Below are 26,044 nucleotides of genomic sequence, written 5' to 3'. Positions count from 1 at the left end.
GACGCGAGCAAGGTCAACGTCAACGGCGGCGCCATCGCCCTCGGCCACCCGATCGGCGCCTCGGGCTGCCGGGTGCTGGTAACCCTGCTGCACGAGATGCTCAAGCGCGATGCCAAGAAAGGCCTCGCCACCTTGTGCATCGGCGGCGGTCAAGGCGTGGCGCTGGCCATCGAACGCTGATCCCGTCTATGTAGGAGCGAGGCTTGCCCGCGANTGTCATGACGTTTGTTTCGCGGGCAAGCCTCGCTCCTACAGAACCATGCCCCCTCAACCGGCTGTTCCTACAGAGGCTCGGGCGAAGCTGGTAGACTGCCCCGCCCAATCACTCGCAAGGCGCCCGCATGTCTTCCTTGAATCAGGCGCTGCGCGCCGCCCTCGATCGTCGCCAGGACCTGCTCGTCGAGCTGCATCAGCAAGGCACCGACTGCTATCGGCTGTTCCATGGCAGCCAGGAAGGCGCCGGGGGCCTGACCATCGACCGTTACGGCCCACAGCTGCTGGTGCAAAGCTTTCACCAGACGCTGGAACGTGATGCCCTGCTGCAATTGCACGAGACCGTCCAGGAGCAGATGGGCCTGGAAACCCTGCTGGTCTACAACGACCGCTCCCGGGGCAACTCACGCATCGACCGCGAAGATCCGGTTTACCGCGCCGAAGAAGAGGCACTGAAAGACCTGGTCGGCCACGAATGGGGTTTGAACTACCGGGTACGCGGTCGCCATGCCGGCCAGGACCCGCTGCTATTTCTCGACCTGCGCAACGCCCGTGGCTGGGTCAAGGCCCACAGCGCCGGCAAAAGCGTGCTGAACCTGTTCGCCTATACCTGCGGCGTCGGCTTGAGTGCCGCAGCAGGTGGCGCCCGTGAGGTGTGCAACCTGGACTTCGCCGAGGGCAACCTGGCCGTCGGCCGTGAGAACGGCCAGCTCAATCCGCAATTGCCGGCCATGCAGTTCGTGCAATCGGATTACTTCCCGGCGATCCGCCAACTGGCCGGCCTGCCCATCACCCAGCGTCGTGGGCAAAAGCTGCCCAGCTACCCACGCCTGGAACAACGCCAGTACGACCTGGTGCTGCTCGACCCTCCGGCCTGGGCCAAGAGCGCATTCGGCACCGTCGACCTGTTGCGCGACTATCAGAGCCTGCTCAAGCCGGCCCTGCTGGCCACCGCCGACAATGGCGTGCTGATCTGCTGCAACAACCTGGCGAAAGTCTCGATGGACGACTGGCGCGAACAAGTGCTGCGCTGTGCCGAAAAAGCCGGGCGCCCGGTACGCGAATGGCAGGTGCTGACACCCGGTCGCGACTTCCCGTCCATGGACCAGCAACCGCCGCTCAAGACCCTGATCCTGCAGCTCTGATCCCCTGGCAGGAATCTGAACAATCCTGTTTGCGACAGGATTGGGATTGTTTCGGAACCGGAAACGCATGCCATACTCCAACGCACTCCCGATATCAGATAGATGAAGCCTCGCATGCCCAAAGGATTGATTCGCGCTATCGGCGCCTTGTTGACCGCTCTCGCCCTGTACAGCCTGTTGGGCTTTCTGATTTTGCCGGGCATCGCCTTGCGGGTGGCCAATCAACAGTTGGCCAACTATGCGACGGTACCGGCAAAGATCCAGCGCATCGAACTCAACCCGTTCAGCCTCGAACTGACGCTCTGGGGCCTGAACATCGGTGAGCCGGGCAAGGAGCAGGTGGCCTTCGAGCGTCTCTACGCCAACCTGCAACTGGACAGCCTCTGGACCCGCGCGCTGCACCTGGCCGACGTCGAGCTGGACAAACCCAAGAGCGAGATCCTGTTCGCCAAGGACGGCAAGCTCAACCTGCTGGGCCTGTTCAACCTGCCCGCCAGCGAGCCCACTCCGGACGACCCCGAGGCCAAGCCGTTCCCCCTGCGTATCGAGCGCATCAAACTGGCGGGCGGTTATGTGCACTTCCAGGACACGCGCCCCAGCGAGCCCATCGATTTCCTCTACGACAAACTCGATCTCGAACTGAAGAACCTCAGCACCCTGCCCGACGACAGTGCCGACATGACCCTGGTCGCCGCGGGCCCCGCGGGCGGCCAGATCGATTGGAGCGGCAATTTCAGCCTGACCCCGATCGCCTCCGAAGGCACCCTGAAAATCACCGGTGGCCAGATGAAAGCCTGGTGGCCCTATGTCCGCGATGCCTTGCCGCTGGTTCTCGAAGACGGCGTGCTGAACCTCAACACCCGCTACAAGCTGAACCTGGCCAAGGAAACCGAACTGCTGCTCAGCGATGCCTCGGTAAGCGTCGCCCCTTTCGCCATCAAGGCCCCTGACGGCCGACCACTGGCCCGCCTGGAGCGCCTGGACGTCAGTGAAACCACGGTCGACCTGGCCAAGCAGCAAGTAGTGGTCGGCAAGATCCGCAGCCAGAAACTGGAAACCTGGGCCGCCCTGGAGGCCGATGGTCAACTGGACTGGCAGAAACTGTTCGCCAGCCAGCCGGCCAAACCGGCCGCCAAGCCCGCTCCGGCCGCCACCGATACGCAGCCGGCGACCCCGGCGCCAAGCAAACCCTGGCAGGTGCTGCTCAAGGACGTGCAACTGCGCAATTACCAGGTGCACCTGGCGGACCGTCAGGCCAAGCCGGCGGTGGCGCTGGAAGTCGGGCCGCTGAACCTCGATGTGCAAAACTTCGACAGCCTCAACCAGTCGCCTTTCAACCTCAAGCTAGACACCGGGCTGGGCAAGCAGGGCAAGATCCTCGCCAGCGGCGTGGTCAACCTGCAACCGGTCACCGCCAAGCTGGCAGTGCAAACCAAGGATATCGACCTGCGGGTCGCCCAGTCCTACATCAGCCCGTTCATTCGCCTGGAGCTGCGCAGCGGCATGCTCGGCAGCGACCTGGCAGTGGACCTGAAAAACATCGATCCCCTGACCTTCAGCGTGACCGGCCGCGCCCAGGTCGACCAGCTGCATACCCTGGACACCCTGAAAACCCGCGACTTCGTGAAATGGCAGCAACTGGTGCTCGAAGGCCTGAACTATCAGCACGGCGACAGCCTGACGATCAACAAGGTCAACCTGCTGCAGCCCTATGCGCGCTTCATGATCAACGATGACCGCACCACCAACATCGATGACCTGCTGATCCCGCAACCGGCCGACAGCGCGCCGAAGAGTGCCGCCAAGCCAGCCGCCAAGGAAAAACCCCTGGGCATCCATATCGGCCAGATCGCCATCAACGACGGTTCGGCCAACTTCGCCGACTTCAGCCTGACCCCCAACTTCGCCACGGCCGTCCAGCAGCTCAACGGCCAGATCGGCACCATCGACAGCCGCCAGGCAAAACCGGCCAGCGTCGATATAAAGGGCAAGGTCGATCGTTATGCGCCGGTCACCATCAAGGGCAGCGTGAACCCCTTCGATCCGATGGCCGCGCTGGACATCGCCACCAGTTTCAAACGCGTCGAGCTGACCACCCTGACCCCCTACTCCGGCAAGTTCGCCGGCTACCGTATCCGCAAGGGCCGGCTCAACCTCGACCTGCACTACGTGATCACCAACGGCCAGCTCAAGGCCGAAAACAAAGTGGTGGTCGAACAACTGGAGCTGGGGGAAAAAGTCGACAGCCCGGATGCCGTGAGCCTGCCACTGAAACTGGCGGTCGCCTTGCTCAAGGATGTCGACGGCAAGATATCCATCGAACTGCCGGTGACCGGCGACCTCAACAACCCGCAATTCAGCGTGATGCCGATTGTCTGGCAGACCCTGCGCAACCTGATCGTCAAAGCGGCCGCGGCCCCCTTCAAGCTGATCGGCGGATTGGTCGCGGGCGGCGGCGCGGAAGACCTGGGCAGCGTTTCGTTCGCCCCGGGCTCGAGCGACCTGAACCCGGAAGCGGAAGCGGCGCTGGTCAAGCTGTCCAACGCGCTCAAGGAGCGTCCGGCCCTGCGCCTGGAGATCGAAGGTACCGCCGCGCAGAGCAGCGATGGCCCGCTGATCGCCGAGCAGCGCCTGGAGCGGGAATACCAGTACAACTACTACAAGATGCTCCAGCGTCGCGGCGACAAGGTGCCGGCCCAGGCATCCTTGCTGAAGGTGCCGGAGGGCGAGAAAGGCCCGCTGCTGGAAGGCATCTATCGCACCCGCCTCAAGACCCAGCCACCAGCCGAATGGAAGGATCTGGGCAAGGAAGAGCGCACCGCGAAAATGCGCGAAGGCGTGATCCAGTTCTGGAGCGGCAGCGATGTGCTGTTGCGCCAGCTGGGCCAGGAACGGGCCAGCAGCATCAAGGACTTCCTGGTGGACAAGGGCCAACTGACGGACGACCGGGTGTACTTCATCGACGCCAACCTCGGCCAGGCCGAAAGCGACGGCCGGGTCATTACCCCCATGCACCTGGATGCCGAATAACCACCCTCCCCGCCGCCCCGGAAACGGCTCGGCCCGGCGGTTTTCCCCGCCATGAACAGAACAGGCCCCGACACACTGTGCCGGGGCCTGTTCTGTTTACAAAAGGAGCCACCTCCCTGTGGCCATTCGCATGAACCTTCAAGGAAGCGGTAGATGAACCATCTACCGCCTCTTCTCCCTGTCCAGGAAAGACGCTTGCGGCTTACTCGGTTTTCAGACCGTCAGCCGATACCGCCTTCACGCCTTTGATGTTCTTGGCGATGTTGACGGCGACTTCTTTCTGCGACGCGGTCAGAGCAGTGGTAGAGGACAGGGAAACCACACCCTTGTTGGTTTCGACCTTGATGTCGGTACCAGGAATGCCTTTTTCAGTTACGAGATCCGCTTTGACTTTGGTGGTGATCCAGGTGTCGGAAGTGGCTTCCTTGGCCTTGGTCACTTCACCCGCCGCGAGCACCATTGGCGCCTGAGTAGCTTGAGTGGTCTGGGCAAATGCGACGTTAGCCATGGTCAGGGTCAGAGCGGTAGCAGTTGCAGCAGCGATAGCGAACTTCTTCATACGAGTAACTCCTGTTCTTCTGGAAAACCTGCTCCAGGTCCTGGCAGCAGGGTTACTTAAGTAGATTGCAGGCGTTATGCCAAGTTCATAAAAACAGTAATTACTTAAATATCAACAACTTACAAATAAACCAAAGTATCCGCGATCATGCAAAATGCATGACCGGCGAATAATCTGCATGCAAGTTGCATTTCTCAGTGGCCGAACTAACTTCCTGAATTCTCGATACTTTCCCAAAAGGCGCGGGGGCGCGTGGCGTTTCACGCGCCGAGCATGCGAGAACCGGACTCAGCTGCCGCTGGCGGCGCAGCCTTTGGGGGAGTAATCCGCGGGGACAGTGGTGGTGCAGACCCAGCCATCGGCTGTGCTGCGAGTCAGGGTGAGGCTCTTGTTCAGCACCGGCGCCGGAGCATTGAGGATGGTGCAGCCAATGGTTCCCGCTCCGGTCGAGGCGGAGCCCGCGGCGGTCATGGTGCAGTTCGACGTCGCCGCCTTGCCCCCCACCAGCTCCAGGGTCGGGTCGCTGCCCTGGTTCAGCACGTCCTCGAAGTTGACCTTCAGCGCCGAGGCTTCGGCCAACGCCGCGGTGACCTTGGCCCGCGCCTGGTATTTGGAATACAGCGGCATGGCAAAGGTGGCCAGGATGCCGATGATCGCCACGACGACCAGCAGCTCGATCAAGGTAAAACCTTTCTGATACTTCATCTATCTGCTCCAAGCAGGGGATATCCAAGGGTCTGGGCACTCACCACACAGCCATAGCACAGCCTGTGCCAGCGCCTGCGCCCCCGGGCGAACGGGGTTTCAGCGGCGCGGACCTGCGGCAGTGAGCGCCAGAAGTCGCACTATCTGACACTTTTTGTCAGCCAAGTGCCCTGGGCCGGTCGCCTTGGCGAGCTACGCTGTCACTCGACCATCGATTGCATTCACTACCCGCTCCCGTCCAAGGAACGTATCGGGCCATTCAAACTCTATGAGCCGGACGCCGCGCAGCGCGCAGCGGTCCACTCGCTAACGCACGGGGCATTGCCGGCCCTGAGGACATCCATCACTACCCGGGACTCGACACCATGGCGGTCAAAGCAGCAAAAGTCAGTGTTTACCTGTGGGAAGGCACCGACAGGCAAGGCAGCAAACTGCGCGGCGAATTGAGCGGCCATAACCCCTCGCTGATCAGGGCCCAGTTGCGCAAGCAAGGCATCAACCCGGCCAGGGTCAGGAAGAAATCCCGTTCGCTGTTCCAGCGCACGCCGCCGATCAGGGCCCGCGACATCAGCCTGTTCACCCGGCAGCTGGCGACCCTGATCAAGGCCGGCGTGCCGCTGCTGCAATCGTTCGACATCATTGCCGAGGGCTTCGACAACCCGAACATGCGCAAACTGCTGGCCGAGCTGAAACAGGACATCGCCGCCGGCAGCAGCTTCACCACAGCGTTGCGCAAGAGGCCGCGCTACTTCGACGAGCTGTACTGCAGCCTGGTGGATGCCGGCGAACAGGCCGGGGCCCTGGAAACCCTGCTGGAGCGAGTGGCGACCTACAAGGAAAAAAGCGAAAACCTCAAGACCCGAATCCGCAAGGCCATGACCTATCCCCTGGCGGTAATCTGCGTGGCGCTGGTGGTGACGGGGATCCTGCTGGTCAAGGTGGTGCCGCAATTCCAGTCGATGTTCCAAGGCTTCGGCGCGCAACTGCCGGTGTTCACCCAACTGGTCATCGCCCTCTCGGAATTCGTGCAGCACTGGTGGTGGCTGTTGGCGGGCGGTCTGCTGCTCAGCCTGTTCGGCCTGCGCCATGCCCACCGGCACTCACCGCGCTTTCGCCAGTGGCTGGACGTGGCCCTGCTGAAACTGCCGCTGGTGGCGCCGCTGATGTACAAGTCCGCGGTGGCCCGCTACGCCCGCACCTTGTCCACCACCTTCGCCGCCGGAGTACCGCTGGTGGAGGCCTTGGGCTCGGTGGCCGGGGCCACCGGCAATCAGGTGTTCAAGCATGCGGTGAACCGCATCAGGCAGGACGTGGCGACCGGCATGCAGTTGCATTTTTCCATGCGCGCATCCGGCATCTTTCCCGGCATGGCCATCCAGATGACCGCCATCGGCGAAGAGTCCGGGGCCCTGGACGGCATGCTGGAAAAGGTCGCGATCCACTACGAGGAAGAGGTCGATACCCTGGTCGACACCCTGAGCAGTCTCATGGAGCCCGTGATCATGGTAGTTTTGGGCACCCTCGTCGGCGGCCTGGTGGTCGCCATGTACTTACCCATCTTCCAACTCGGTACAGCGATCTGAACATGTCATTGACTGAGGTCCTGGCCAGCTACCCGCTGGTCTTCGTAGCATCGGCGCTGATCCTCGGCCTGATTGTCGGCAGCTTCCTCAACGTGCTGATCTGGCGGCTGCCAAAGATGCTCGAGCGCGACTGGCAGGCCCAGGCCCGTGACATCCTGGGGCTGCCCAGCGAGCCTGCCGGGACGACCTACAACCTGTTGCTCCCGCACTCCCAGTGCCCTCACTGCGCGCACCCGATCCGCCCCTGGGAAAACATCCCAGTGTTCAGCTACCTGCTGCTGCGCGGACGCTGCTCGGCGTGCAAGGCACCGATCGGCCGGCGCTACCCGCTGGTGGAGCTGACCTGCGGCCTGGCCTCGGCGTTCGTGGCCTGGCATTTCGGCTTTGGCTGGCAGGCCGGCTTGATGCTGTTCCTGAGCTGGGGCCTGTTGGCGATGAGCCTGATCGATGCAGATCATCAACTGTTGCCCGACGTGCTGGTACTGCCCCTGTTGTGGCTGGGCCTGATCGTCAATGGCTTCGAGCTGTTCGTCAGCCTCCACGATGCGCTGTGGGGCGCCGTGGCCGGCTACCTGTGCCTGTGGTCGGTATACTGGCTGTTCAAGCTGCTGACCGGCAAGGAAGGCATGGGGCACGGCGATTTCAAGCTGTTGGCCATGTTCGGCGCCTGGGGCGGCTGGCAGATTCTGCCGATGACCCTGCTGCTGGCCTCCCTGACGGGGGCCCTGGCCGGGGTCGCCATGCTGCGCCGCAACCGCGCGCAAATGTCCACGCCTATCCCCTTCGGTCCCTTTCTGGCCATTGCCGGCTGGATTGCCTTGCTCTGGGGTGGTCAAATAACCGGCTCCTATTTGCAGTTTGTCGGTTTCAGATGACCAAGCCTGTTTTCAAACCCTGGATCCTCGGCCTTACCGGCGGTATCGGCAGTGGCAAAAGTGCCGCGGCCCAGCACTTCATCGACCTGGGCATCCATGTGGTGGATGCCGATCACGCCGCCCGCTGGGTAGTGGAACCCGGCCGCCCGGCCCTGGCCCGCATTGCCGAGCATTTCGGCGACAGCGTGCTGCAGGCCGATGGCCAGTTGGACCGCGCCGCGCTGCGCAAGCTGATCTTCGAGGTGCCGCAGCAACGCCTCTGGCTGGAAGCCTTGCTGCATCCCTTGATTGCCGATGAGATCGCCGCGCACCTGGCCCGCGCCGAGTCGCCCTACGCGATTCTGGTGTCACCGCTGCTGATCGAATCCGGGCAATACGCGATGACCCAGCGGATCCTGGTGATCGACGTGCCGCAGCAACTGCAGATCGAGCGGACCCTGCAACGCGACCGGATCAGCGAACAGCAGGTCCAGGCGATTCTCAAGGCCCAGGCGACCCGCGAAGACCGCCTGAGCCATGCCGACGATGTGCTGGTCAACGACCGCGACCTCGCCTGGCTGCACAGCGAGGTCGAACGCCTGCATCACTTTTACCTTACCTTGCATGGAGGCCAGTCATGAGCCAACCCCTGACCGTGGAATGTCCAACCTGCGGTGCGCCCGTGGAATGGACCGCGAGCAACGTCAACCGTCCGTTCTGCTCGGACCGCTGCAAACTGATCGACCTCGGCGCCTGGGCTGCCGAAGAACACAAGATTCCGGTCAGCCCGGATGCCGAGGACGATCTGTTTTCCGAGGAACTACCGCCTCGCGCCCACTAGAGCCTCAAGGCCGCATGAAACCATAATCCTGCGTATCGTCGAGGTTCTCCGCGAGAAACTGCAACTCGTCGGCCAGATCCTCGGCGCTGCGCACCCGCCGACTCTCCTGCACCACCGCGCTGAGCAGGGCGCGCAGGCTCAAGCCTGGTTCGAAACCCTCTTCCTGTGCAGTATCCAGACTCCTGCGTACTTCCTGCCGTGCCCATTCATACACACTCATGACCCTGCTCCCGAACGGTTTTTGCCGAGCATGGGACCGCGCCTGCCGAACGTGTTTGATATGGATCAAGAACGCGGATCGTCGTCCTTCCACGGCGCCGAGAGGTAACGGGTGCGGTTGAAGGTTTCCAGCCATTCGGGGCAGAACACCACCAGGGCGCTGACCACCATGCCGTTGATAAAGGCCTCGGGAAAGATGATCAGCCACAGGTAGCCGACGAAGTCCTCCAGCCATTCCGGCATGGCAAAACGCCCGTCGAACCACAGCAGCCCCAGGCCCACCAGCAGGCACAACAAGGCCGACAGCGCGGCGGCAAAAAAACCGGAACAGAAGATATACACAAAGGGATTACGCGGCTGCGCCCGTTCCACCAGGATCGCGCAGCATTCGGTGACCAGCACCGGCAGCAGGATCAGCAAGGCGCCGTTGATGCCGACCGCCGCCAGGTCCTGGCGACCCAGCGCGACCAACCCCACCTGGGCAATCAGCCCGCCGACGATCGCCAGCGGCCAGTCCAGCAACAGGGTCACCGCCGTCATGCCGATGAAGTGGTAGGACACCCCGGTATCGAAATCCCGGCGCACCAACCACAGCATGAACAACGCGAACACCGTACCGAACAGCAGATGCTGGCGCCGGCTGTCGCTGAACAGCTCGACCCAGGGCGCGCGCCAGGCGGCCCAGAGCAGCACCGGCACATAGATCAGCCAGCCGGCGCCGAGGGTCAGCGGCGACAGCAGCACCGCACTGATCATGGCTGCGCCTGCTCCAGCGCTGCGCGCAGTTCGGCGGCCGTAGCGTACTCCCGTTGAGCGACCAGCCGGCCATCGTCGAGCTGCAGCCACAGGACTTTATCCACAGCCCCGGCGTAACGCGGCGCCACCCGCCCGTCACGGTCGAGCATGATCCGGTAGTCATAATCACGCATCGCCGGAACCGCGAACATCTTGGCGATCACCGCCGGCATGCGCTGGATGTCCGCGACAAATACCGTGTGCCGGGCTTCCAGATAACCCGCAGGCCGATCCTGCAAGGCGGCGTTGACCAGCTTGGCGCCATCCATGCTACGCGCCACCAGCAGGGTCCGGGTCTGCCCGTCGAGGCTGTAGGCCCGGTCGAATTGATCGAGCAAAGTCCAGGGCGCCAGGCGCTCACCGACTTCCACCGCGTGCGCCAGCAATGGCACGCAACCCAGCAACAGCAATGACCAATATCTCACAGCGTCTTCCCCTTCCTTTGGTTAGTTCGGCAGCGTCCAGTCTACACCGCCAGAGCACCTCGCCGGAGGGCTGCGCCAGCCATCAAGAACCCCGCAATCACGGGCCAAAGGGAATAAATCGCCACCGGTTGGACAAGAGCCCCCCCCTGAACAACACTCCATTCATCCGTCACGCCCTCGCTCACGAATGAGCCAACTTCGTGACACATGCCCAGGCTTTCATTCGTCCTGGATGCGTAAAACCGTCAAAAAACCGATGCATAATGCAAAAAAAAGATTAATCTGCCACAATTAGTCAATTAGTTGACCATAAAAGCGGAAAAATAGTATTGTTTGGCCATCATAGGCCGCCAAAAAACAGACTTTTTTGCAGTAAGCCTTAGTTTTTTCAGCCTGCCTCTGTAGTGGCTTTACCCTTATCAGAGCTGGGTTTTACCTGGCAGCGACGGGATTCGATGCTTACAAAATCGATTGATAGCAGGTTTCTGACCCGAACCGGATTCATGGAACTCTTCATTTCGGGAGTGAAACTGACGCACGCCCTGTCTGCCGCCCTGCCTGGAATCCTGCTGCTCCTGAGTCTTGAATCCGCCAGCGCGGATATCTGGCCAACCGTACTTGGCCTGCTGCTGTTCTTTGCCGTGATCACCGTCATCCTGTTCCAGGCCCAGGGGGTCTACTCCGAAGAGTTCTTCAGCAATCGCCTGCGTCTGCGCACGATGCTGGTGGCCTGGACCTCCGCCTTCTGCATCCTGCTGGTCATGTACCAGGGGCTGCACCTGCTACCGGTCTTCAGCCTGCAGGACCTGGCTGTCTGGTTCATCGCCAGCCTCGTGCTGTTTGGCATCGAGCGCCTGTTTCTGCTGCGCCTGTTCCATTCGTGGATGGCCAGGGGCAAATACCTGCAACGCACGGTGATCCTCGGCTTCAGCGAGAGCGCGCTGTTCCTTGCCGAACACATGCAGCGCCACGGCGATATCCGCTCCGGCCTGATAGGTTTCATCGACGATCGCAGCGACCGCGTGCCCAAGGCCTTCTGCGACCTGCCCTTTCTGGGCAACACCCAGAACCTGGAAGAGCTGATCCGTTCCGAGCAGGTCAACCAGGTACTGATCGCCCTGCCCTGGGCCGCGCACGCGCGCATCGGCGAGCTGGTGCACCGGCTGCGGCAGTTGTCGGTGAATGTCGCCCTGGTGCCCGACATCACCACCCTGCGCTTCGGCCACAACCGCATGACCGATGTCGGCGGCATCCTGATGTTCAACACCTCGGAGCTGCCATTGCGCGGCTGGGCGCCGCTGATCAAGCGCTGCGAGGACATAGTGCTCGCCCTGCTGGGCCTGGTCCTGTTGTCCCCTGTGCTGCTGGCCACCGCCGTGGCGGTGAAACTCGACTCCAAGGGCCCCGTGCTGTTCCGGCAAAAGCGCTACGGCTACAACGACCGGCTGATCCGCGTGTTCAAGTTCCGCTCTATGTATGTCGAGCAGGCGGACCTCAATGCCGAACGACAGACCACCCGGGAAGACCCGCGGATCACCCGGGTCGGACGCTTCATTCGCAAAACCAGCATCGATGAACTGCCCCAGCTGTTCAATGTGCTGATGGGCAACATGTCGATTGTCGGGCCTCGCCCACATGCCACCGCCACCAAGGCGGCGGGAGTGCCGTTCGAACAGGCGGTGCGCGAATACAGCTCGCGCCATCGGGTCAAGCCCGGTATCACCGGCTGGGCGCAGATCAATGGCTACCGGGGAGAAACCGACACCCTGCAGAAAATCCAGAAACGAGTGGAGTACGACCTCGATTACATCTCCAAGTGGTCGGTCTGGCTGGATCTGTACATCGTTTTCATGACGGTTCCGGCCGTCCTCTCGACGAAGGAAGTCTACTGATGAGCGCATTCACTGGATTGATCCCTTGCATTATTTCCGGCGGCTCGGGCTCGCGCCTGTGGCCCGTCTCTCGGCAGAACATGCCCAAGCCATTCATACGCATGCGCGATGGACAGAGCCTGCTGCAAAAGACCTTCGTCCGCGCCAGCAACCTGCCGGACGTCAGCTGCGTGGTCACGGTGACCAACCGCGACCTGCTGTTCCGCTCGCTGGACGAGTACCGCAGCGTCAATCGGGGCAAGCTGGACCTCGACCTGTTGCTCGAGCCGTTCGGGCGCAATACCGCGGTGGCCATCGCCGTGGCGGCCCTGCATGTGCGCGAGCACTGGGGCGACGAGGCGCAGTTGCTGATCCTTCCGGCCGACCACCTGATCCTCGACCAGAACGCCTTCGCCACCGCCGTGGGCAAGGCGCGCAGCCTCGCCGAAGCAGGTTATCTGGCGACCTTCGGCATCCAGCCCGACAAACCCGAGACCGGTTTCGGCTACATCGAACAGGGCCCGGCGCTGAAGGAGGGGTTCCTGGTCGCGCGCTTCGTCGAAAAACCCAACCTGGTCACCGCCCAGGCCTACGTCGACAGCGGCGACTACCTGTGGAACGCCGGGATGTTCTGCTTCCGCACCGATACCCTGCTGCAAGAGCTGACCCTGCACGCTCCCGAGGTGCTGAGCGCCGCCCAGGCCTGCCTGGAGCAAGGCATGACCCTGGACAACAAGCACTGCCGCCAGCGTGAACTCGACGCCGACAGTCTGGCCCGCGCCCCGGACGTTTCGATCGACGTGGCCCTGATGGAACGCTCCGAGCGGGTCGCCGTGGTGCCCTGCGACCTGGGCTGGAGCGACATCGGTTCCTGGGATGCGCTGCGCCAGCTCACCCCGAGCGACGCCGCCGGCAACCAGGTCAACGGCGAAGCCATCCTGCATGACGTGAGCAATTGCTATATCGACTCGCCCAAGCGTGTGCTGGGCGCCGTTGGCGTCAGCGACCTGATCATCGTCGACACCCCCGACGCGCTGCTGGTGGCCGATGCCTCGCGGACCCAGGACGTGCGCCATATCGTCACCGAACTCAAGCGCCTGGGCCACAGCGCCTACAGCCTGCACCGCACGGTCACGCGGCCGTGGGGGACCTACACCGTGCTGGAGGAAAGCAGCCGCTTCAAGATCAAGCGCATCATGGTCAAGCCCAAGGAGTCGCTGTCGCTGCAGATGCACCATCACCGCAGCGAGCACTGGATAGTGGTCAGCGGTGCAGCCCTGATCACCAATGGCGACCAGGAGATCCTGCTCAACAGCAACGAATCCACCTATATCCCCGCCGGCCATAAACACCGCCTGACCAACCCCGGGATCATCGACCTGGTGATGATCGAAGTGCAAAGCGGCGAGTACCTGGGCGAGGACGACATCGTGCGTTTCGAAGACGTCTACGGCCGCGCCCCGGTGCAGGTAAAACCATGATGAAGGTGGCGCTGATCATTCCCGCCCGCAACGCCGGAGCACACCTCGATCGATTGCTCCCGGCGCTGGCCGCCCAGACGCTGCAACCGGACAGCGTGCTGGTGGTCGACAGCAGCTCGACGGACGACACCGTCAGCCGCTTCCGGCAGTTCGGTGCCCGGGTGGAGGTCATCGCCGCCCAGCAGTTCAACCATGGCGGCACCCGGCGCTGGGCGAGCGAACAGGTGGATGCCGATGCGCTGATCCTGCTGACCCAGGATGCGATTCCGGCCACGCCCCAGACCTTCGCCAACCTGATCCAGGAACTGGAGGAGGATCCGCGGATCGGCCTCGCCTACGGTCGTCAGCTGCCGCACCCCGGGGCCGGGATTCTCGAGGCGCAGTCGCGCCACTTCAACTACAGCCCGCAGAGCCGCAGCAAAAGCCTGGCCGACGCCGGGGAGCTGGGGATCAAGACCTGCTTCAGTTCGGACTCGTTTTCCGTCTACCGGCGCAGCGCCCTGCAAGCGGTGGGCGGCTTTCCCGAGGATGTGATCGGCAGCGAGGACGCCCACGTCGCCGCGCGCATGCTGCTCAACGGTTATCTGGTGCGCTACGCCGCCAGTGCCTGCGTGCAGCATTCCCACAGCTACAGTCTGATGCAGGAGTTCCGCCGCTATTTCGATATCGGCGTGTTTTATGGCCGCGAGCCCTGGATCCGCGAAGCCTTCGGCACCGCGGGCGGCGAAGGCAAACGTTACGTCCAGGCCGAGTTGCGCGCCTTGCGTGACGCCGGCCAGTTGCAACGCGTACCCGAAGTGCTGCTGCGCAGCGCGCTGAAACTGTTGGGCTATCGCCTCGGCCACGCCGAACAGCATCTGCCGACACCGCTCAAGCGCCGCTTGAGCATGTTCTCAAACTACTGGACCTGAGCTGTCAATGATGACTACTAACCGACCTTCCCGGCTTTGTCTGTTGAGCATCCTGACCGCCTCGCTGTGGCTGGGCGGCTGCTCGACTCCCGCCCATGTCGCGCTGCCCGACAGCGACACCCTCAAGGCCCGCCATGAGGCGGCACTGACCCTGGCCGACCTGCCGCCCGCCCAGGTGCTGATCCAGAGCGGCGACACCCTGCGCATCGTGCGCGATGCCCAGGAGCCGGCCGCCACCGACGACATGACGCTGTTCGTGGTGCGCCCGGACGGTTTCATCTCGATGCCCAACATCGGCCGGATCAAGGCCGCGCTGCTGACCCCGGAAGACCTGGGCAAGGAAATTACCGGGCGCTACAAGCGCATCTACCGCGAGCCCGAAGTGACCGTGAACATCGCCATTGCCCCGAGCAACCGGGTGTTCATCGGCGGCGCGGTGGCCAACCCGTCGTTCTTCAACCTCGCCGGAACCGTGTCGGTGGAGCAGGCCCTGCTCAGCTCCGGCGGCGTCCTGCCGTCGGCCGACAGCTCCAACATCGCCCTGCTCAGGACCGGCCCCGACGGCAAGTACAAAATGTACTTCGTCAACCTCAGCAACATGCTCAGCAACCCCAACCATCCGCTGGTCGCCCTGCAGCGCGGCGACCTGATCTACGTGCCGCAATCGACCATCGGCAGCACGGTGGAAGCGGTGGACATGTACTTCACCAGGCTGTTCCCGGTTAACAAAGGGATCGGCCTGGGCTTCAACTACGACTTGAACAACCAGGATGTAAGCAACAGTGGCAACAGCACCACCAACATCGAAAACGTCAATAACATTTCTCAGTAGACAGGAGTGATGCGTTTGATCGGCCTCCACCAGCCACTGCTTCAAGTACATTCAACGGAGTGATCCCGTGATCGAAATACGCTCTCTACGCGATCTGTTGCGCCTGTTCTTCATATTCCGCCGCGAGTTCAAGCTGGCGGTCATCACCACCATCGTGGTCGCGGTACTGGGCGCCTTCCTGCTGCCGACGCGCTACGAGTCGGACGCGCGCCTGCTGGTCAAGCCCGGGCGCGACAGCACCACGGTGCCGATCGAGGCCGGCAACCGCCAGACGCTGATCTCGCCCAGCACCCAGCACGACCCGATCGTCGATGAGGAGAAGATGCTCACCGGCCGGCCCATCGTGCACATCGTCGCCCAGCGCTACCTGGAACTGAGCGCAGCCGCCGAACCCCAGGGCTTCTGGAAGACCCTCAAGTTCTACGCCAAGAAGGCCATGGGCACCGCCATCGACGCCCTGCGCAGCCTGTTGCAACTGGTCGGTCTGTCGGAGCCGCAGAGCCCGCTGGACCGCCTGGCGACCCGCCTGGAAAAGAACTTCCAGGCCAGCCATGAAGCGGGCTCCTCGGTGATCGATATCAGCTTTACCTGGGACGACCCGGAAGTCGCGCAGCAAGTGGTGAAGATCTGGGTCGACACCTTCCTTGAGGAACGCGCCCGGGTGCTCGGTCGCAAGAGCCTCTATGCCTTCTATGAGGGCGAAGGCAACAAGGTGGCCGCGCAGATCCTCAGCCTCAAGGAACAGTTGCAGAACCGCCTGAAGCAGATCGATTCGATCAGCGTCAGTGCGCGCCTGGAAAACCTCACCAGCCAGATCGACCGGCTGACCGACGCCCGTGTCGATGCGCAGAACCAGCTGTCCGGGATCAGCAGCTTCCTGATCAACGCCCGCCAGCAGATTCTCGATCAGCCCGGCGAAGTGGTGACCAGTCGCGAGACCAGCCTCAACCCGACCCAGCTCGACCTCAAGCGCCAGCTCAACACCCTGCAAGTGGAACGCGCGCGCTTGATGCGTACTTATTTGCCCGAGGCGCCGGCGGTCAAGCAGATCGAACAGAACATCCACGACCTGCAGGTCCTCAGCGAACAGGAAGAGACTCGCCTGGAACGCTCGAAGAACACCGCGCCCAACAGCCTGGTGACCAACGTCAAGCAGCAGGTCATCGATGCCCAGCTGCAACAGCGCCGGCTGACCGGGCAGATCGAGAACTACGACAAGACCCTTGCCGCCCTGCGTACCGAGCGCGACCGGGTACTGACCGACGAGCCCGAACTCAACCGCCTGACCCAGCAGTTGCGCACCGCTGAAAAGAGCTACGCGCTGTACTCGGAAAACCTGGAACAGGCGCGCATCGACCACGAGCTCGACAGCAGCCAGATCAGCAACATCGCGATCATCGAGCATGCCACCTTCAACCCGGCGCGGGTCTTCCCCAAGAGCCTGCTGATCCTGCTGTTCGCCATTCCCGCGGGGGTCGCCGTGGGTCTCTTGACCATCTATGTCTGCTACCTGCTGGACCAGCGCATCCACGACGGCTCGCGCCTGCCGGAGCTGTTCCAGGTGCCGCTGTGGGGCAGTGTGCCGGACCTCGAAGACGCCACGCCCGCGGCGATGACTGCGAGCATCTACCGGCTCTACAGCCTGTTGCCCATGGACCGCATCGAGAGCCAGGGCTTGACCCTGGGCCTGACCTCGGCGCGCCATGGCGAAGGCGTGAGTTTCATCCTCGAACGCCTGCGCCGCCTGCTGGAGGAGCGCGGCCAGCGCGTGCGAGTCAACGACAGCGCGCCGGCCCAGCCCGGTGAAGTGCTGCTGCTGGATGCCTCGGCCCTGTTGTCGAACCAGGAGGCCTTCCTGATCCTGCGCCGCGCCGACCTGATCGCCCTGGTGATCGAGGCTCGGATCAGCACCGTGCCGATGATCGAGAACGCGATGTCGCTGCTGACCACCGCCTTCGGCAAGGTCGATGGGCTGATCCTCAACCGTCGCCGCTTCGAAGTACCGTCCAACGTGCTGGAGCGGATCAACAGCTGGCGCGGTGCCGCCTGATGCGTATCGCCTTGCTGGCCCCGCTGCCGCCGGAACAGACCGGTATCGCCGACTACGCCGCGCATTTCAGCAATGCGCTGCGCGGCCTTGGCATCGAAGTGCTGACGCCGCTGGCCGGCTGTCAGGATCCAGCGGAACAACTGACGCGTCTGCGCGCCTTCGACTGGACAGGCATCGACCTGGTGCACGCCGAACTCGGGGGTGGTCGCTTCGGCGAATTCCAGGCGCTCGACTACCTGAGCAGCGAACAACCGCGGATTCCCCGCACCGCCACCGTGCATGACCCGGAACGCCTGATCTGGCGGCGTGCCCGGCTGTTCTGGCCGCTGACCCTGCTCGAACGCCTGCCGCACCCGCTGCCGCAAGCGGCGGCGCTGCTCGCCGACCCGCTGACCCTGCATGAAGAACGGCGCCTGGCCCGTGGCATGCGCCGGCTGATCACCCTGACCCGGCTGGGCGGCGACTGCCTGCGCCAGCGCATGGGCCTGCAAGCGCAACAGGTGGCGGTGATCGCCCACGGCAACCTGCCGATCCCCGCGGCCGAACTGCCACCGCTGCTACCGTTGCGCCTGCTGTACTTCGGTTTCATCTACCGCGGCAAGGGCATCGAGGACTTGATCGAAGCCCTGGCCCGTACCCTGGCGGCCAACCCGCAGTGCCGTGGCCAGGTCCGCCTGACCCTGGCTGGCGGCACCGCCCCGGAAATGACCTTCGACCCGGCCGGCAACTACCTCGACGGCCTGCGCCAGCGCATTCGCGAACTGCAACTGGACGATGTGGTGGACTGGCAACTGGACCTGCCGTCCGCCGAGATCGCCCGCACCATCCAGGCCCACCATGTGATGGTGCTGCCGTACCGCGAATCGAAAAAACTCGCCTGGCTCGGCCAGATGCGTGGCACCAGCGGCGCCCTGTCCTGGGCCAATGCCTGTGGTCGCGGGGTGGTCACCTCCAATGCCCGGGCCTTTGCCGAGGAGGTTGCCGGCGGCAATGGCGTGACCTATCAGCAAGGCGATGTCGAAGCGCTGAGCCAGCACCTGAGCCGCCTGGTGCTGGAGCCCGAACTGGCTCGCCAGTGGGCCGCGCGGGCCAGCGAGGCCGGGCAACAGCGCGAGTGGAGCGCCACCGCGCGGCGCTTCGCCGAACTGTTCAATGAAGTGTGCAAGGAGCGGTCGTAATGAAGCTACACCTGAAACGTCGCCCGCTATTGCGCTACTTACCGCTGGTGGCCGCGCTGGCGGTTGGCGGCGCGCTGATGCTCAGCGAGCCGGTGGATGCCACACCGATCAACCTGGCCCCCGATCGCACCCTGGTGTGGAAGGACTACCTGGGGGTCAACGCGCACTTCCTGTGGTTCACCCCGCAGCAATACCGCAAACAGATCGCCGCCTATAAACAGCTCGGCCTGCAATGGGTGCGGGTCGACCTGCACTGGGACCGGCTCGAGCCCACCGAAGAGGGTTACCAGCTCAGCACCCTCGACGAACTGGACCGGACCCTGACCGACGCGAAACTCAAGTCGCTGTTCTACCTGGTGGGCTCGGCGCCCTTCGTCACCACCGCCCCCAAGGGCGGGCCCTTCCAGGACCAGTACCCGCCGCGCGATCCGAAAGTCTTCGCCACGCGCATGGCGATGCTGGCCCAGCGTTACCCGAACATCGACGCCTGGCAGGCATGGAATGAACAGAACATACCCAACAACTGGCGGCCGAAACCCGATGCCAAGGGCTACGGCGAGCTGTTGCTGGCGACTCATCAGGCCCTGAAGCAGGTGGCGCCGGACAAGATCCAGGTCATGGGTGGCATGGCCTACTACAGCCAGATGCCGACCCAGCGCAACGCGCTGATGTTCGAAAAGCTCGGCGAACTCGGCGTGCAGAGCCTGGGCATGGTCGCCGCCTATCACCCGTATTCGGAAACCCCGGAAAGCGATGAGCCGGGCAAGAACGAAGTGCTGCTGCGCGGCAAGCAGCTCAACGACATGCTGCATGGCGCCGGTCTGAAGAGGATCTGGGCCACCGAGTGGGGCTGGTCGAGCTACGCGGGGCCCAAGGAGATGCAGCGGCTGATTGGCGTCGACGGCCAGGCCGACTACACCCTGCGCCGCCTGGCGTTGATGAGCGATCAGGACTACGAGCGGATCTTCCTCTTCGCCCTTTCCGATCTCGACTCGCGCGCCTCGGCCCGTGACCAGCATTACGGCCTGCTCGACCTCAACGGCGAACCCAAGCCGGTGTACCAGGCGCTCGCGCGGTTTCTCGAAATCACCGGTGCGCGCCTCAAGCCCGGCAAGACGCCGGAGCTTGCAAACCTGCCCGACACCTTCTACAGCGTGTCCTGGACCCGCGACGACGGTAAGCGCCTGCTGATGTTCTGGAGCGCCAAGGGCGGCACCATCCGCTTGCCCCAGGTGCACCAGGCGGAACTCTACGATCCGCTCAGCGGAACCCGGGCCAGTCTCGACGCCGCGGACGGCATCCAGCCGACCGTGAAATCGTCCCTGCAGATTCTCGTGTGGTAATCGATCTCGACCTGGAGTGCCGTACGTGAAGATTCTCTGGATTCTCCCCTACCTGCCCTGGCCCATGACCAGCGGAGGCAAGACTCGCCAGTTTCACTTGCTCCGGACCTTGAGCGAGCGGGGGCACCGCATCACCTTGCTGGTGCAGTCGAAGACCGAGGCCGATGCCGCTACCCGCGCCGCCCTCGAACCCTGGCTGGAGCGCCTGATCCTGGTGCCCCGGCGCCCGCTGAAGCATCCGGTCACGCTGCTGGCCGGGCTGTTCGCGCCCTGGCCGCTGCTGACTACGGTCAACGGCGTGTCGCGCCCTTTGCGCGAGCGCTTCGACAGCCTGCTGCAGGAGCCCTGGGATGTGATCCAGGTCGAGCATAGCTACAGCCTGCAACCCTATCTGCAACCGCTGCGGCGGGCCGGCCGGGACTTCGTGCTCACCGAGCACAACCTCGAATCCAGCCTGGGCGGCGCGACCTATGACCGCTTCCCGGCCTGGGCCAGCCTCTTCGTGCGCTACGACCAATGGCGCTGCCGGCAGTGGGAACGCAAGGCGTTCGACGCGGCCCGCCAGGTGGTCGCGGTGACCGAAAGCGACGCCCAAGCCATGCGCCAACTGACCCGTACCCCGGTCGAGGTGGTGGTCAACGGCGTCGACAGCCGCAGCTTTGCCGAAGTCTCGGCCGACCCGCAGAGCCAGCGGGTGCTGTTCGTCGGCAACTACGAATACGCACCGAACCTGGACGCCGTGCAGTGGATGCTCGACGAGATCTTCCCGCAGGTCTGGAGCCACTGCCCCGAGGCACGCCTGGCGGTGGCCGGGTATGCCTTGCCGGCCAACTGGCCCGAGCGCTGGACCGACAGCCGCATCGAGTGGGTCGGCTTCGTGCCGGACCTGCCCGACCTGCAACGACGTTGCGCGCTGTTCATCGCGCCGTTGCGCCAGGGCGGCGGCTCCAAGCTCAAGGTGCTCGAAGCCATGGCCGCCGGCCTGCCGCTGGTCAGCACCGCGCAAGGCGCCTCGGGCCTGGCCATCCGCCCCGAGGAACATTACCTGGCAGGCGACAATGCCCAGGCCCTGGCCGATGCCGTGATTCGCCTGTTGCGCGAGCCGACCCGCGCCGCCCAACTGGCCAGCGCTGCTCGCCTGTATGCCCGCCAGTATCACGACTGGGCCGTGGCCGGTGACGAACTGGAACAGATCTACCGGACCCTGCCCTCCACACAGGAGCATCCCGCATGCGTGTAGCCCTCGATTATCGTCCGGCCACGGTCGCTCCCTCCTCGGGCATCGCCCGTCAGGTCAAGGCACTGGAACAGGCCTTGCGCGCCCGTGAAAACACCGAATTGCTGCTGGTGAGCGAAGCGCCACTGGAGCATGAGCAACGCCAGACCGCCTTCTGTCCGGCCTGGCCGAGCCCCCTCGATGGCGTGCAACGCCCCGGCGTGCGCCTGCGCTTCGAACGCAAATTCTTGCCGGCGACCATTCGCGAGCAGTCGGTCGACCTGTATATCGCCACCGCCAACATGGGCCTGCCCATCGGCCACAAGCCGGCGGGCACCCGTTATGTGCTGATCCTGCATGACCTGTTCCAGCTGACCCAGCGCAACTTCCACCGCTCGCAGCTCAAGGCCCTGGCCTATCGGCTGATCGATGCCGTGTCGATCGCCTGGTCGATCTGGGTCGCCGATGAAGTCTGGTGCCCTTCGCGGTTTTCCTGCAGCGAAGCGGCCCGGCTGTTTCCCTGGGCGCGGCCGAAGTTCCGCGTGCTGAACAACCTGGTGCCGGAATTCCAGGGCGCTATCGGTCCGCTGCCGGCGGGCCTGCCCGAGCGCTACTGGCTGGCCGTCGGGACGCGGGAGCCGCGCAAGAACATGCCGTTCTTCATCGAGCAGTGGCAGCGCTGCCGCCAGGAAAACCCGCAAGTGCCGGAGCTGGTCCTGGTCGGGCATGCCAGCGACCTGCCGGCGAACCTGAGCCAGTTGCCCGGCCTGCATTGGGTCAACGGCGTCAGCGACGAGCAGTTGCAGGCCCTGTACCAGCACACCGACTGCCTGTGGCAACCCTCCTACGCCGAAGGCTTCGGCCTGCCGGTGGTCGAGGCGCTGTGGCAGGGTACGCCGGTCGCGGTGGCCAGGGGCTCGGCCCTCGACGAGGTCACCCCGCCTGGCGCGCGGCGCTTCGATGCCCGTGATCGCGCCAGCCTGCGCAACGCGCTGATCGAACAGGCCCAGGACAGCAACAGACCGGATCCGGACACCCTGCGCGACTGGGCCCGGCAATTTGCCGAACCGACCTACCGCCAGCGCCTCGATACCTTGCTCACAGGGCTCTTTCACTGATGCTGCCAGGAAAATTCATTGGCCTGACCCTGGGGTTGATCTTCGGGGTTCTGTTGTGGGCCCTGCCACCGGCAAAAGTCATCTTCGTGGTGATCGGCCTGGCCGTGACCCTGACGCTGATCCGCAAGCCGCTGTGGGGCCTGCTGATCTTCGCCGTGCTGGCCACCTGCATCCCCTACACCACGCTGCAACTGGGGATTCGCACCACGGTCAGTGAAGCGGTGCTGGGCCTGACCTGGGTCGGGTTGTTCTGGCAATCCTTCATCGGCAAGACCCGCAACCTCATGCTCTGGCGTCCCACCGAACGGGCCATGGCCTGGCTGATGCTGTTCAGCGCCATTCCCTTTGTCTGGGGCATGCTGATCATTCATGCCGATGGCAACGGCCCGGTGAACTGGGTGCGCTGGCTGATGAACCTGTCGCTGCTGTTCATGGTGCCGTTGCTGCTGCGCACCGATGCCGACCGCGACAAAGTGGTGATCGCCCTGCTGCTGGGCACTCTGCTGATGCTGCTGTTGTCGATCGGCATGTTCATCAAGTCGCGCAACGCGATGTCGATGATCCCGGTCCTCACCGACCTCAAGTACGCCCACCCGGAAGCAGTGAAGGACATCTTCTCCGCCAACTACCAGCGCATGGCATCGCCCTGGGTTCACCCCAACCTCACCGGCGGCGTGCTGGTGCTGTTCATTCCCCTGGCGCTGCTCTATGGCTGGACCCGGACCGGCGCGCGCCGGGCCCTGGGGCTGGCGGTGGCGATCCTGGGTTGCGCCGGGCTGCTGCTGAGTATTTCCCGCGGGGCGATCCTGGCCCTGGCCCTGGTGCTGCTCTGGCTGACCTACAAACGCGTGCCCTACAGCGGCCGGATCATCGGCCTCGGGGCGGCCTTCGCGGTGGCCCTGGTGATGTTCTATCCGCCGCTGCAGGAACGCCTGATGACCATGTTCTCGGCGACCAACGCCAGTACCGAAGTGCGTTTCGACGAGTACGCGAAATTCCCCGAGGCAATGATGCGCTACCCGCTGGGCATCGGCTTCAAGGTCGATCCGCCGGTACCGGGCACCGACCTGCCGGGCATCTCCAACCTGTGGCTGAACTTCATCTACAAGATCGGCATTCCGGGGATGCTGCTGTTCATCGCCGTCACCCTGATGTGGTGGCGCGAGGTGCGCCCACTGGCGCCGATCCGTCAGATAACCGCTGACAACGCACTGTGGCTGGGCTGCATTTCCGGCCTGCTGGCGGCGTTGCTGACGGGTCTGTTCGACCACTACTTCAGCTTCACTTTCGTGTTGATCGGTCTGTTCTGGCTGTTGATGGGCATGAGCCTGCAACAGGTCCGGTTACGCCCGGCCATCACTCTCCCCCTCATCAACCCCAAGGATCGCCAAGCATGAAACACCGTATTTTCCATTCTGCGGATCTGCCGGAACGCCTGCCTGCCCTGGCCTCGGAGCTGGGCGTCAGCCACGATGAACTGCTCGAGGCCTACAGCTGGGGGCTGAACAACGACGTGCTGTTCGTCGAGGGCGACGGCGAGCAGGCGCGCTACAGCGTCTGCTCGGTGGACATCGAACAGATCATCGAACATCCCCTGGCCCGGCGCCTGTATGGCCGCTTGAAGCAGGACATCCCCACCACCCTGGTGCCGCGCTACGGCAAGAACCTGGCCACCCTCAAGGACCGCTGGCTGCGGGCCTGGGAGCAGGCCTACAACATCCTGATCAACAAGATCCCCAGCCATCACGTGCGCATCGCCTGGCTGCGCCTGGGCGGCGCGAAAATCGGCAAGGGCTCGACCATCTGGCGCAACACCGAGGTGCTGGGGGTGGAAAACCTGGTGATCGGCGAGGACAGCGTGATCGCCTGGCATTGTCAGGTCGACGCCCGGGCCGGGCTGATCATCGGCGATCATGTGACGATCGCCTCCCATGTGCTGATTCTCGCCGGCGGCCATGACCCGATGAGCCCCGAGTTCTGGTCGATATCCGCGCCCATCTACATCGATGACTACGCCTGGATCGCCACCCGGGCGCTGCTCGCCCATGGCTCGCACATCGGTCGCGGAGCGGTAGTGACCGCCAACACCCTGGTGGCCAAGGCCGTTCCCCCCTACAAGATCATCGGTGGCAGCGGTGCCAAACCCATGGGCGAGCGCCCTCACGACCTGAACTACAAGGTGGGTGGCAAAGGCCTGTTCACCCTGTTCTATTGATGCTCGGCAGCACCCTGCTACTGACCCTGGCGACCCTCGCCGGGCTGCTCGCCGGTTTTGCCCGCGAATGGCTGCTGGTGGCGGCCTGGGGCGCGGGCAGCCGCAGCGATGCCTTCCTGGTCGCGGTGTTCATTCCCGAAGCCCTGCGCATGACCCTGGCGGCCGGTATCCTGGCGGCCGCGGCGCTGCCGCTCTATCAGGAGCGCGACGCCCAACGCCAGCACGCCTGGCTGGCCGGCCTGAGTCCGCGTCTGCTGGGCCTGGGACTGGGGCTGTATGCCCTGCTGGCCTTGAGCGCACCACTGTGGATCCGCCTGATCGGTCCCGGGCTCGACAGCGCAGCCCAGGCCGAAGCCGCCGCCAACCTGCGCAGCCTGGCCGCCTGTATCCCCGGCCTGCTCCTGCATGCGCTGTTCAGCATTCCGCTGCACGCCCGGCAACGTTTTGTCCTGCCGGGGCTGGGCTCGCTGCTGTTCAACCTGCCACCGGTGCTTTATCTGTTTTTCTACGGCCAGGCGAGCCTGGGCTCCGGCCTTTCGCTGGCGTTTTTTCTCGGCAGCCTGCTGATGTGCCTGTCGCTGGTGCCGGCGATCTGGCAAATCGGATGGCGCCCCTGGCAGGTCCGCGGGGACGCCGGGGCCGGCCGTGAATTGCTGGTGCGCCTCGGCCCGCTGCTGACCAGCAACCTGGCCAGCCAGGGCTTGGCGCTGGTGGAGCGGGTGGTCGCCAGCTACCTGGGCGAAGGCGCGGTGACCTGGGTCAACCTGGCGCGCAAACTGATCAACCTGCCGTTGATTGCCTTGATGAGCCTGAACCAGGTCCTGCTCGGCTTGATGAGCGGCAAGTCCGGCGACCAGCGCCTGGGGCTGCTGCATCGCGGGCTCGACGCCGCGACCCTGCTGAGCCTGCCAGCGGCCCTCGGCCTGGTGGGCGCCAGCCCGGCGCTGATCCACTGGTTGCTGCCCGCCCAGAGCGCCGACGGGCCGCTGCCGGCGCTGCTGGGCTGGTTCGCCGTATCCCTGGTGTTCGGCGCCTGGAACGCCATGCTCGCGCGCTACGCCTATGCCGCCGGCGATACCCGAACGCCGCTGTACTGCGAACTGCTCGGCAGCCTGCTCAACGCCTTGCTGCTGGCGGGCTTGCCGCTGATCGCGGGGTTGAATGCGATTCCCCTGGCCGCCCTCGGCGGCGTGATCCTGACCAACCTGTTGCTGATGCAGCGCCAACAGTTGCTCAGCCTCATCAGCTGGCCAGTGCGCTGGGCCATCAGCGCCGTCCTGCTGAGTGCCGCGGCGCTGCTGTTGCATCCGCTGCCGAACGTCTGGCTGCAACTGGGGCTCAGCACAGTGGCCGGGCTGCTCCTGCTGATCGCCCTGGGCCTCTGGCTGAAACCCTGGCGGGCCTGAACGAGCGGCAGAGGGTTGACCTGATGTCACACTTATCCGTTATAAGTGCAGTCA

At 64.0% G+C, this 26,044-nt stretch carries 23 protein-coding genes and 1 pseudogene; 19 read left to right on the top strand and 5 right to left on the bottom strand.

Annotated elements, in window-relative coordinates; genetic code table 11:
• The 3 genes and pseudogenes from ACTJKT_RS25010 to ACTJKT_RS25000 all read left to right on the top strand — a co-directional run.
• Window positions 1-180: pseudogene (locus tag ACTJKT_RS25010) on the top strand (acetyl-CoA C-acetyltransferase); the annotation flags it as partial.
• Window positions 181-341: 161 nt separating this feature from the next.
• Entirely contained in the window at window positions 342-1,358 is a 1,017-nt protein-coding gene (locus tag ACTJKT_RS25005) for a class I SAM-dependent rRNA methyltransferase (RefSeq protein WP_440788943.1), read from the top strand.
• Window positions 1,359-1,460: 102 nt separating this feature from the next.
• Window positions 1,461-4,388, top strand: a complete 2,928-nt coding sequence (locus ACTJKT_RS25000) for a DUF748 domain-containing protein (RefSeq protein ID WP_440788942.1) — start codon at window positions 1,461-1,463, stop codon at window positions 4,386-4,388.
• Window positions 4,389-4,590: 202 nt separating this feature from the next.
• Here ACTJKT_RS25000 and ACTJKT_RS24995 read toward each other — a convergent pair whose 3' ends face one another.
• The gene (locus ACTJKT_RS24995) at window positions 4,591-4,947 is read right to left on the bottom strand and encodes a BON domain-containing protein (RefSeq protein WP_440788941.1); all 357 of its coding nucleotides are present in this window, start codon (window positions 4,945-4,947) and stop codon (window positions 4,591-4,593) included.
• 288 nt (window positions 4,948-5,235) lie between these two features.
• On the bottom strand, window positions 5,236-5,652 hold the full coding sequence (locus ACTJKT_RS24990) for a pilin (RefSeq protein ID WP_440788940.1): 417 nt from the start codon (window positions 5,650-5,652) through the stop codon (window positions 5,236-5,238).
• 365 nt (window positions 5,653-6,017) lie between these two features.
• On the opposite strand from ACTJKT_RS24990, the gene ACTJKT_RS24985 reads away from it, so the two are divergent.
• Genes ACTJKT_RS24985 through yacG form a run of 4 tightly spaced genes read left to right on the top strand, consistent with a single transcriptional unit; the run spans window position 6,018 to window position 8,930 of the window.
• Window positions 6,018-7,235 (top strand): type II secretion system F family protein, encoded by a 1,218-nt coding sequence (locus tag ACTJKT_RS24985; RefSeq protein WP_440788939.1) that lies wholly within the window; start codon window positions 6,018-6,020, stop codon window positions 7,233-7,235.
• 2 nt (window positions 7,236-7,237) lie between these two features.
• Entirely contained in the window at window positions 7,238-8,110 is an 873-nt protein-coding gene (locus tag ACTJKT_RS24980; protein ID WP_440788938.1) for a prepilin peptidase, read from the top strand.
• Window positions 8,107-8,730, top strand: a complete 624-nt coding sequence (gene coaE / locus ACTJKT_RS24975) for a dephospho-CoA kinase (RefSeq protein ID WP_440788937.1) — start codon at window positions 8,107-8,109, stop codon at window positions 8,728-8,730. The genes ACTJKT_RS24980 and coaE overlap by 4 nt, the downstream gene beginning before the upstream one ends.
• Entirely contained in the window at window positions 8,727-8,930 is a 204-nt protein-coding gene (gene yacG, locus ACTJKT_RS24970) for a DNA gyrase inhibitor YacG (RefSeq protein ID WP_097305130.1), read from the top strand. The genes coaE and yacG overlap by 4 nt, the downstream gene beginning before the upstream one ends.
• Window positions 8,931-8,934: 4 nt before the next feature.
• On the opposite strand, the gene ACTJKT_RS24965 is transcribed toward yacG, so the two are convergent.
• The 3 genes from ACTJKT_RS24965 to ACTJKT_RS24955 form a co-directional block, all read right to left on the bottom strand.
• Complete coding sequence (locus tag ACTJKT_RS24965) at window positions 8,935-9,150, bottom strand: hypothetical protein (RefSeq protein ID WP_202697847.1); 216 nt, start codon at window positions 9,148-9,150, stop codon at window positions 8,935-8,937.
• 65 nt (window positions 9,151-9,215) lie between these two features.
• Window positions 9,216-9,905 (bottom strand): energy-coupling factor ABC transporter permease, encoded by a 690-nt coding sequence (locus tag ACTJKT_RS24960; RefSeq protein ID WP_440788936.1) that lies wholly within the window; start codon window positions 9,903-9,905, stop codon window positions 9,216-9,218.
• Entirely contained in the window at window positions 9,902-10,369 is a 468-nt protein-coding gene (locus ACTJKT_RS24955; RefSeq protein WP_440788935.1) for an FAD/FMN-containing dehydrogenase, read from the bottom strand. The genes ACTJKT_RS24960 and ACTJKT_RS24955 overlap by 4 nt, the downstream gene beginning before the upstream one ends.
• Before the next feature lie 455 nt (window positions 10,370-10,824).
• Here ACTJKT_RS24955 and ACTJKT_RS24950 point away from each other — a divergent pair, with 455 nt between their 5' ends.
• The 12 genes from ACTJKT_RS24950 to ACTJKT_RS24895 all read left to right on the top strand — a co-directional run bounded on the left by ACTJKT_RS24950 (window position 10,825) and on the right by ACTJKT_RS24895 (window position 25,990).
• Complete coding sequence (locus ACTJKT_RS24950; protein ID WP_440788934.1) at window positions 10,825-12,261, top strand: undecaprenyl-phosphate glucose phosphotransferase; 1,437 nt, start codon at window positions 10,825-10,827, stop codon at window positions 12,259-12,261.
• Window positions 12,261-13,721 (top strand): mannose-1-phosphate guanylyltransferase/mannose-6-phosphate isomerase, encoded by a 1,461-nt coding sequence (locus ACTJKT_RS24945; RefSeq protein WP_440788933.1) that lies wholly within the window; start codon window positions 12,261-12,263, stop codon window positions 13,719-13,721. Before ACTJKT_RS24950 ends, ACTJKT_RS24945 begins: the two co-directional genes overlap by 1 nt.
• Window positions 13,721-14,632, top strand: coding sequence for a glycosyltransferase family 2 protein (locus tag ACTJKT_RS24940; protein ID WP_440788944.1), 912 nt, complete (start codon window positions 13,721-13,723; stop codon window positions 14,630-14,632). The genes ACTJKT_RS24945 and ACTJKT_RS24940 overlap by 1 nt, the downstream gene beginning before the upstream one ends.
• A gap of 7 nt (window positions 14,633-14,639) precedes the next feature.
• Window positions 14,640-15,464: a polysaccharide biosynthesis/export family protein gene (locus tag ACTJKT_RS24935; RefSeq protein ID WP_440788932.1), complete on the top strand. Its 825-nt coding sequence runs from the start codon at window positions 14,640-14,642 to the stop codon at window positions 15,462-15,464.
• A 67-nt stretch (window positions 15,465-15,531) separates the two neighbouring features.
• Window positions 15,532-17,514 carry a GumC family protein gene (locus tag ACTJKT_RS24930; RefSeq protein WP_440788931.1) on the top strand — a complete coding sequence of 661 codons (1,983 nt, stop codon included), beginning with the start codon at window positions 15,532-15,534 and terminating at the stop codon, window positions 17,512-17,514.
• Window positions 17,514-18,692: a glycosyltransferase gene (locus ACTJKT_RS24925; protein ID WP_440788930.1), complete on the top strand. Its 1,179-nt coding sequence runs from the start codon at window positions 17,514-17,516 to the stop codon at window positions 18,690-18,692. Before ACTJKT_RS24930 ends, ACTJKT_RS24925 begins: the two co-directional genes overlap by 1 nt.
• A complete protein-coding gene (locus ACTJKT_RS24920; protein WP_440788929.1) occupies window positions 18,692-20,035 on the top strand; it encodes a beta-xylosidase in 1,344 nt (447 codons plus the stop codon). Before ACTJKT_RS24925 ends, ACTJKT_RS24920 begins: the two co-directional genes overlap by 1 nt.
• Before the next feature lie 25 nt (window positions 20,036-20,060).
• On the top strand, window positions 20,061-21,275 hold the full coding sequence (locus ACTJKT_RS24915; protein ID WP_440788928.1) for a glycosyltransferase family 4 protein: 1,215 nt from the start codon (window positions 20,061-20,063) through the stop codon (window positions 21,273-21,275).
• Entirely contained in the window at window positions 21,266-22,369 is a 1,104-nt protein-coding gene (locus tag ACTJKT_RS24910; protein ID WP_440788927.1) for a glycosyltransferase family 4 protein, read from the top strand. The genes ACTJKT_RS24915 and ACTJKT_RS24910 overlap by 10 nt, the downstream gene beginning before the upstream one ends.
• Entirely contained in the window at window positions 22,369-23,766 is a 1,398-nt protein-coding gene (locus tag ACTJKT_RS24905; protein ID WP_440788926.1) for an O-antigen ligase family protein, read from the top strand. Before ACTJKT_RS24910 ends, ACTJKT_RS24905 begins: the two co-directional genes overlap by 1 nt.
• Window positions 23,763-24,584, top strand: a complete 822-nt coding sequence (locus ACTJKT_RS24900; RefSeq protein ID WP_440788925.1) for an acyltransferase — start codon at window positions 23,763-23,765, stop codon at window positions 24,582-24,584. Before ACTJKT_RS24905 ends, ACTJKT_RS24900 begins: the two co-directional genes overlap by 4 nt.
• On the top strand, window positions 24,584-25,990 hold the full coding sequence (locus ACTJKT_RS24895; RefSeq protein ID WP_440788924.1) for a lipid II flippase MurJ: 1,407 nt from the start codon (window positions 24,584-24,586) through the stop codon (window positions 25,988-25,990). The genes ACTJKT_RS24900 and ACTJKT_RS24895 overlap by 1 nt, the downstream gene beginning before the upstream one ends.
• Window positions 25,991-26,044 lie beyond the last annotated feature (54 nt).

The organism is Pseudomonas sp. 22526 (assembly GCF_052044735.1).
GTDB lineage: Bacteria > Pseudomonadota > Gammaproteobacteria > Pseudomonadales > Pseudomonadaceae > Aquipseudomonas > Aquipseudomonas piscium.
This window is presented reverse-complemented; position numbering and strand designations above follow the sequence as displayed.

Bases quoted from the DNA above. Each gene is read 5' to 3' on its own strand.
- ACTJKT_RS25005 (WP_440788943.1), top strand. From the start codon at position 342: ATGTCTTCCTTGAATCAGGCGCTGCGCGCCGCCCTCGATCGTCGCCAG.
- ACTJKT_RS25000 (WP_440788942.1), top strand. From the start codon at position 1,461: ATGAAGCCTCGCATGCCCAAAGGATTGATTCGCGCTATCGGCGCCTTG.
- ACTJKT_RS24995 (WP_440788941.1), bottom strand. From the start codon at position 4,947: ATGAAGAAGTTCGCTATCGCTGCTGCAACTGCTACCGCTCTGACCCTG.
- ACTJKT_RS24990 (WP_440788940.1), bottom strand. From the start codon at position 5,652: ATGAAGTATCAGAAAGGTTTTACCTTGATCGAGCTGCTGGTCGTCGTG.
- ACTJKT_RS24985 (WP_440788939.1), top strand. From the start codon at position 6,018: ATGGCGGTCAAAGCAGCAAAAGTCAGTGTTTACCTGTGGGAAGGCACC.
- ACTJKT_RS24980 (WP_440788938.1), top strand. From the start codon at position 7,238: ATGTCATTGACTGAGGTCCTGGCCAGCTACCCGCTGGTCTTCGTAGCA.
- coaE (WP_440788937.1), top strand. From the start codon at position 8,107: ATGACCAAGCCTGTTTTCAAACCCTGGATCCTCGGCCTTACCGGCGGT.
- yacG (WP_097305130.1), top strand. From the start codon at position 8,727: ATGAGCCAACCCCTGACCGTGGAATGTCCAACCTGCGGTGCGCCCGTG.
- ACTJKT_RS24965 (WP_202697847.1), bottom strand. From the start codon at position 9,150: ATGAGTGTGTATGAATGGGCACGGCAGGAAGTACGCAGGAGTCTGGAT.
- ACTJKT_RS24960 (WP_440788936.1), bottom strand. From the start codon at position 9,905: ATGATCAGTGCGGTGCTGCTGTCGCCGCTGACCCTCGGCGCCGGCTGG.
- ACTJKT_RS24950 (WP_440788934.1), top strand. From the start codon at position 10,825: ATGCTTACAAAATCGATTGATAGCAGGTTTCTGACCCGAACCGGATTC.
- ACTJKT_RS24945 (WP_440788933.1), top strand. From the start codon at position 12,261: ATGAGCGCATTCACTGGATTGATCCCTTGCATTATTTCCGGCGGCTCG.
- ACTJKT_RS24940 (WP_440788944.1), top strand. From the start codon at position 13,721: ATGAAGGTGGCGCTGATCATTCCCGCCCGCAACGCCGGAGCACACCTC.
- ACTJKT_RS24935 (WP_440788932.1), top strand. From the start codon at position 14,640: ATGATGACTACTAACCGACCTTCCCGGCTTTGTCTGTTGAGCATCCTG.
- ACTJKT_RS24925 (WP_440788930.1), top strand. From the start codon at position 17,514: ATGCGTATCGCCTTGCTGGCCCCGCTGCCGCCGGAACAGACCGGTATC.
- ACTJKT_RS24920 (WP_440788929.1), top strand. From the start codon at position 18,692: ATGAAGCTACACCTGAAACGTCGCCCGCTATTGCGCTACTTACCGCTG.
- ACTJKT_RS24910 (WP_440788927.1), top strand. From the start codon at position 21,266: ATGCGTGTAGCCCTCGATTATCGTCCGGCCACGGTCGCTCCCTCCTCG.
- ACTJKT_RS24905 (WP_440788926.1), top strand. From the start codon at position 22,369: ATGCTGCCAGGAAAATTCATTGGCCTGACCCTGGGGTTGATCTTCGGG.
- ACTJKT_RS24900 (WP_440788925.1), top strand. From the start codon at position 23,763: ATGAAACACCGTATTTTCCATTCTGCGGATCTGCCGGAACGCCTGCCT.
- ACTJKT_RS24895 (WP_440788924.1), top strand. From the start codon at position 24,584: ATGCTCGGCAGCACCCTGCTACTGACCCTGGCGACCCTCGCCGGGCTG.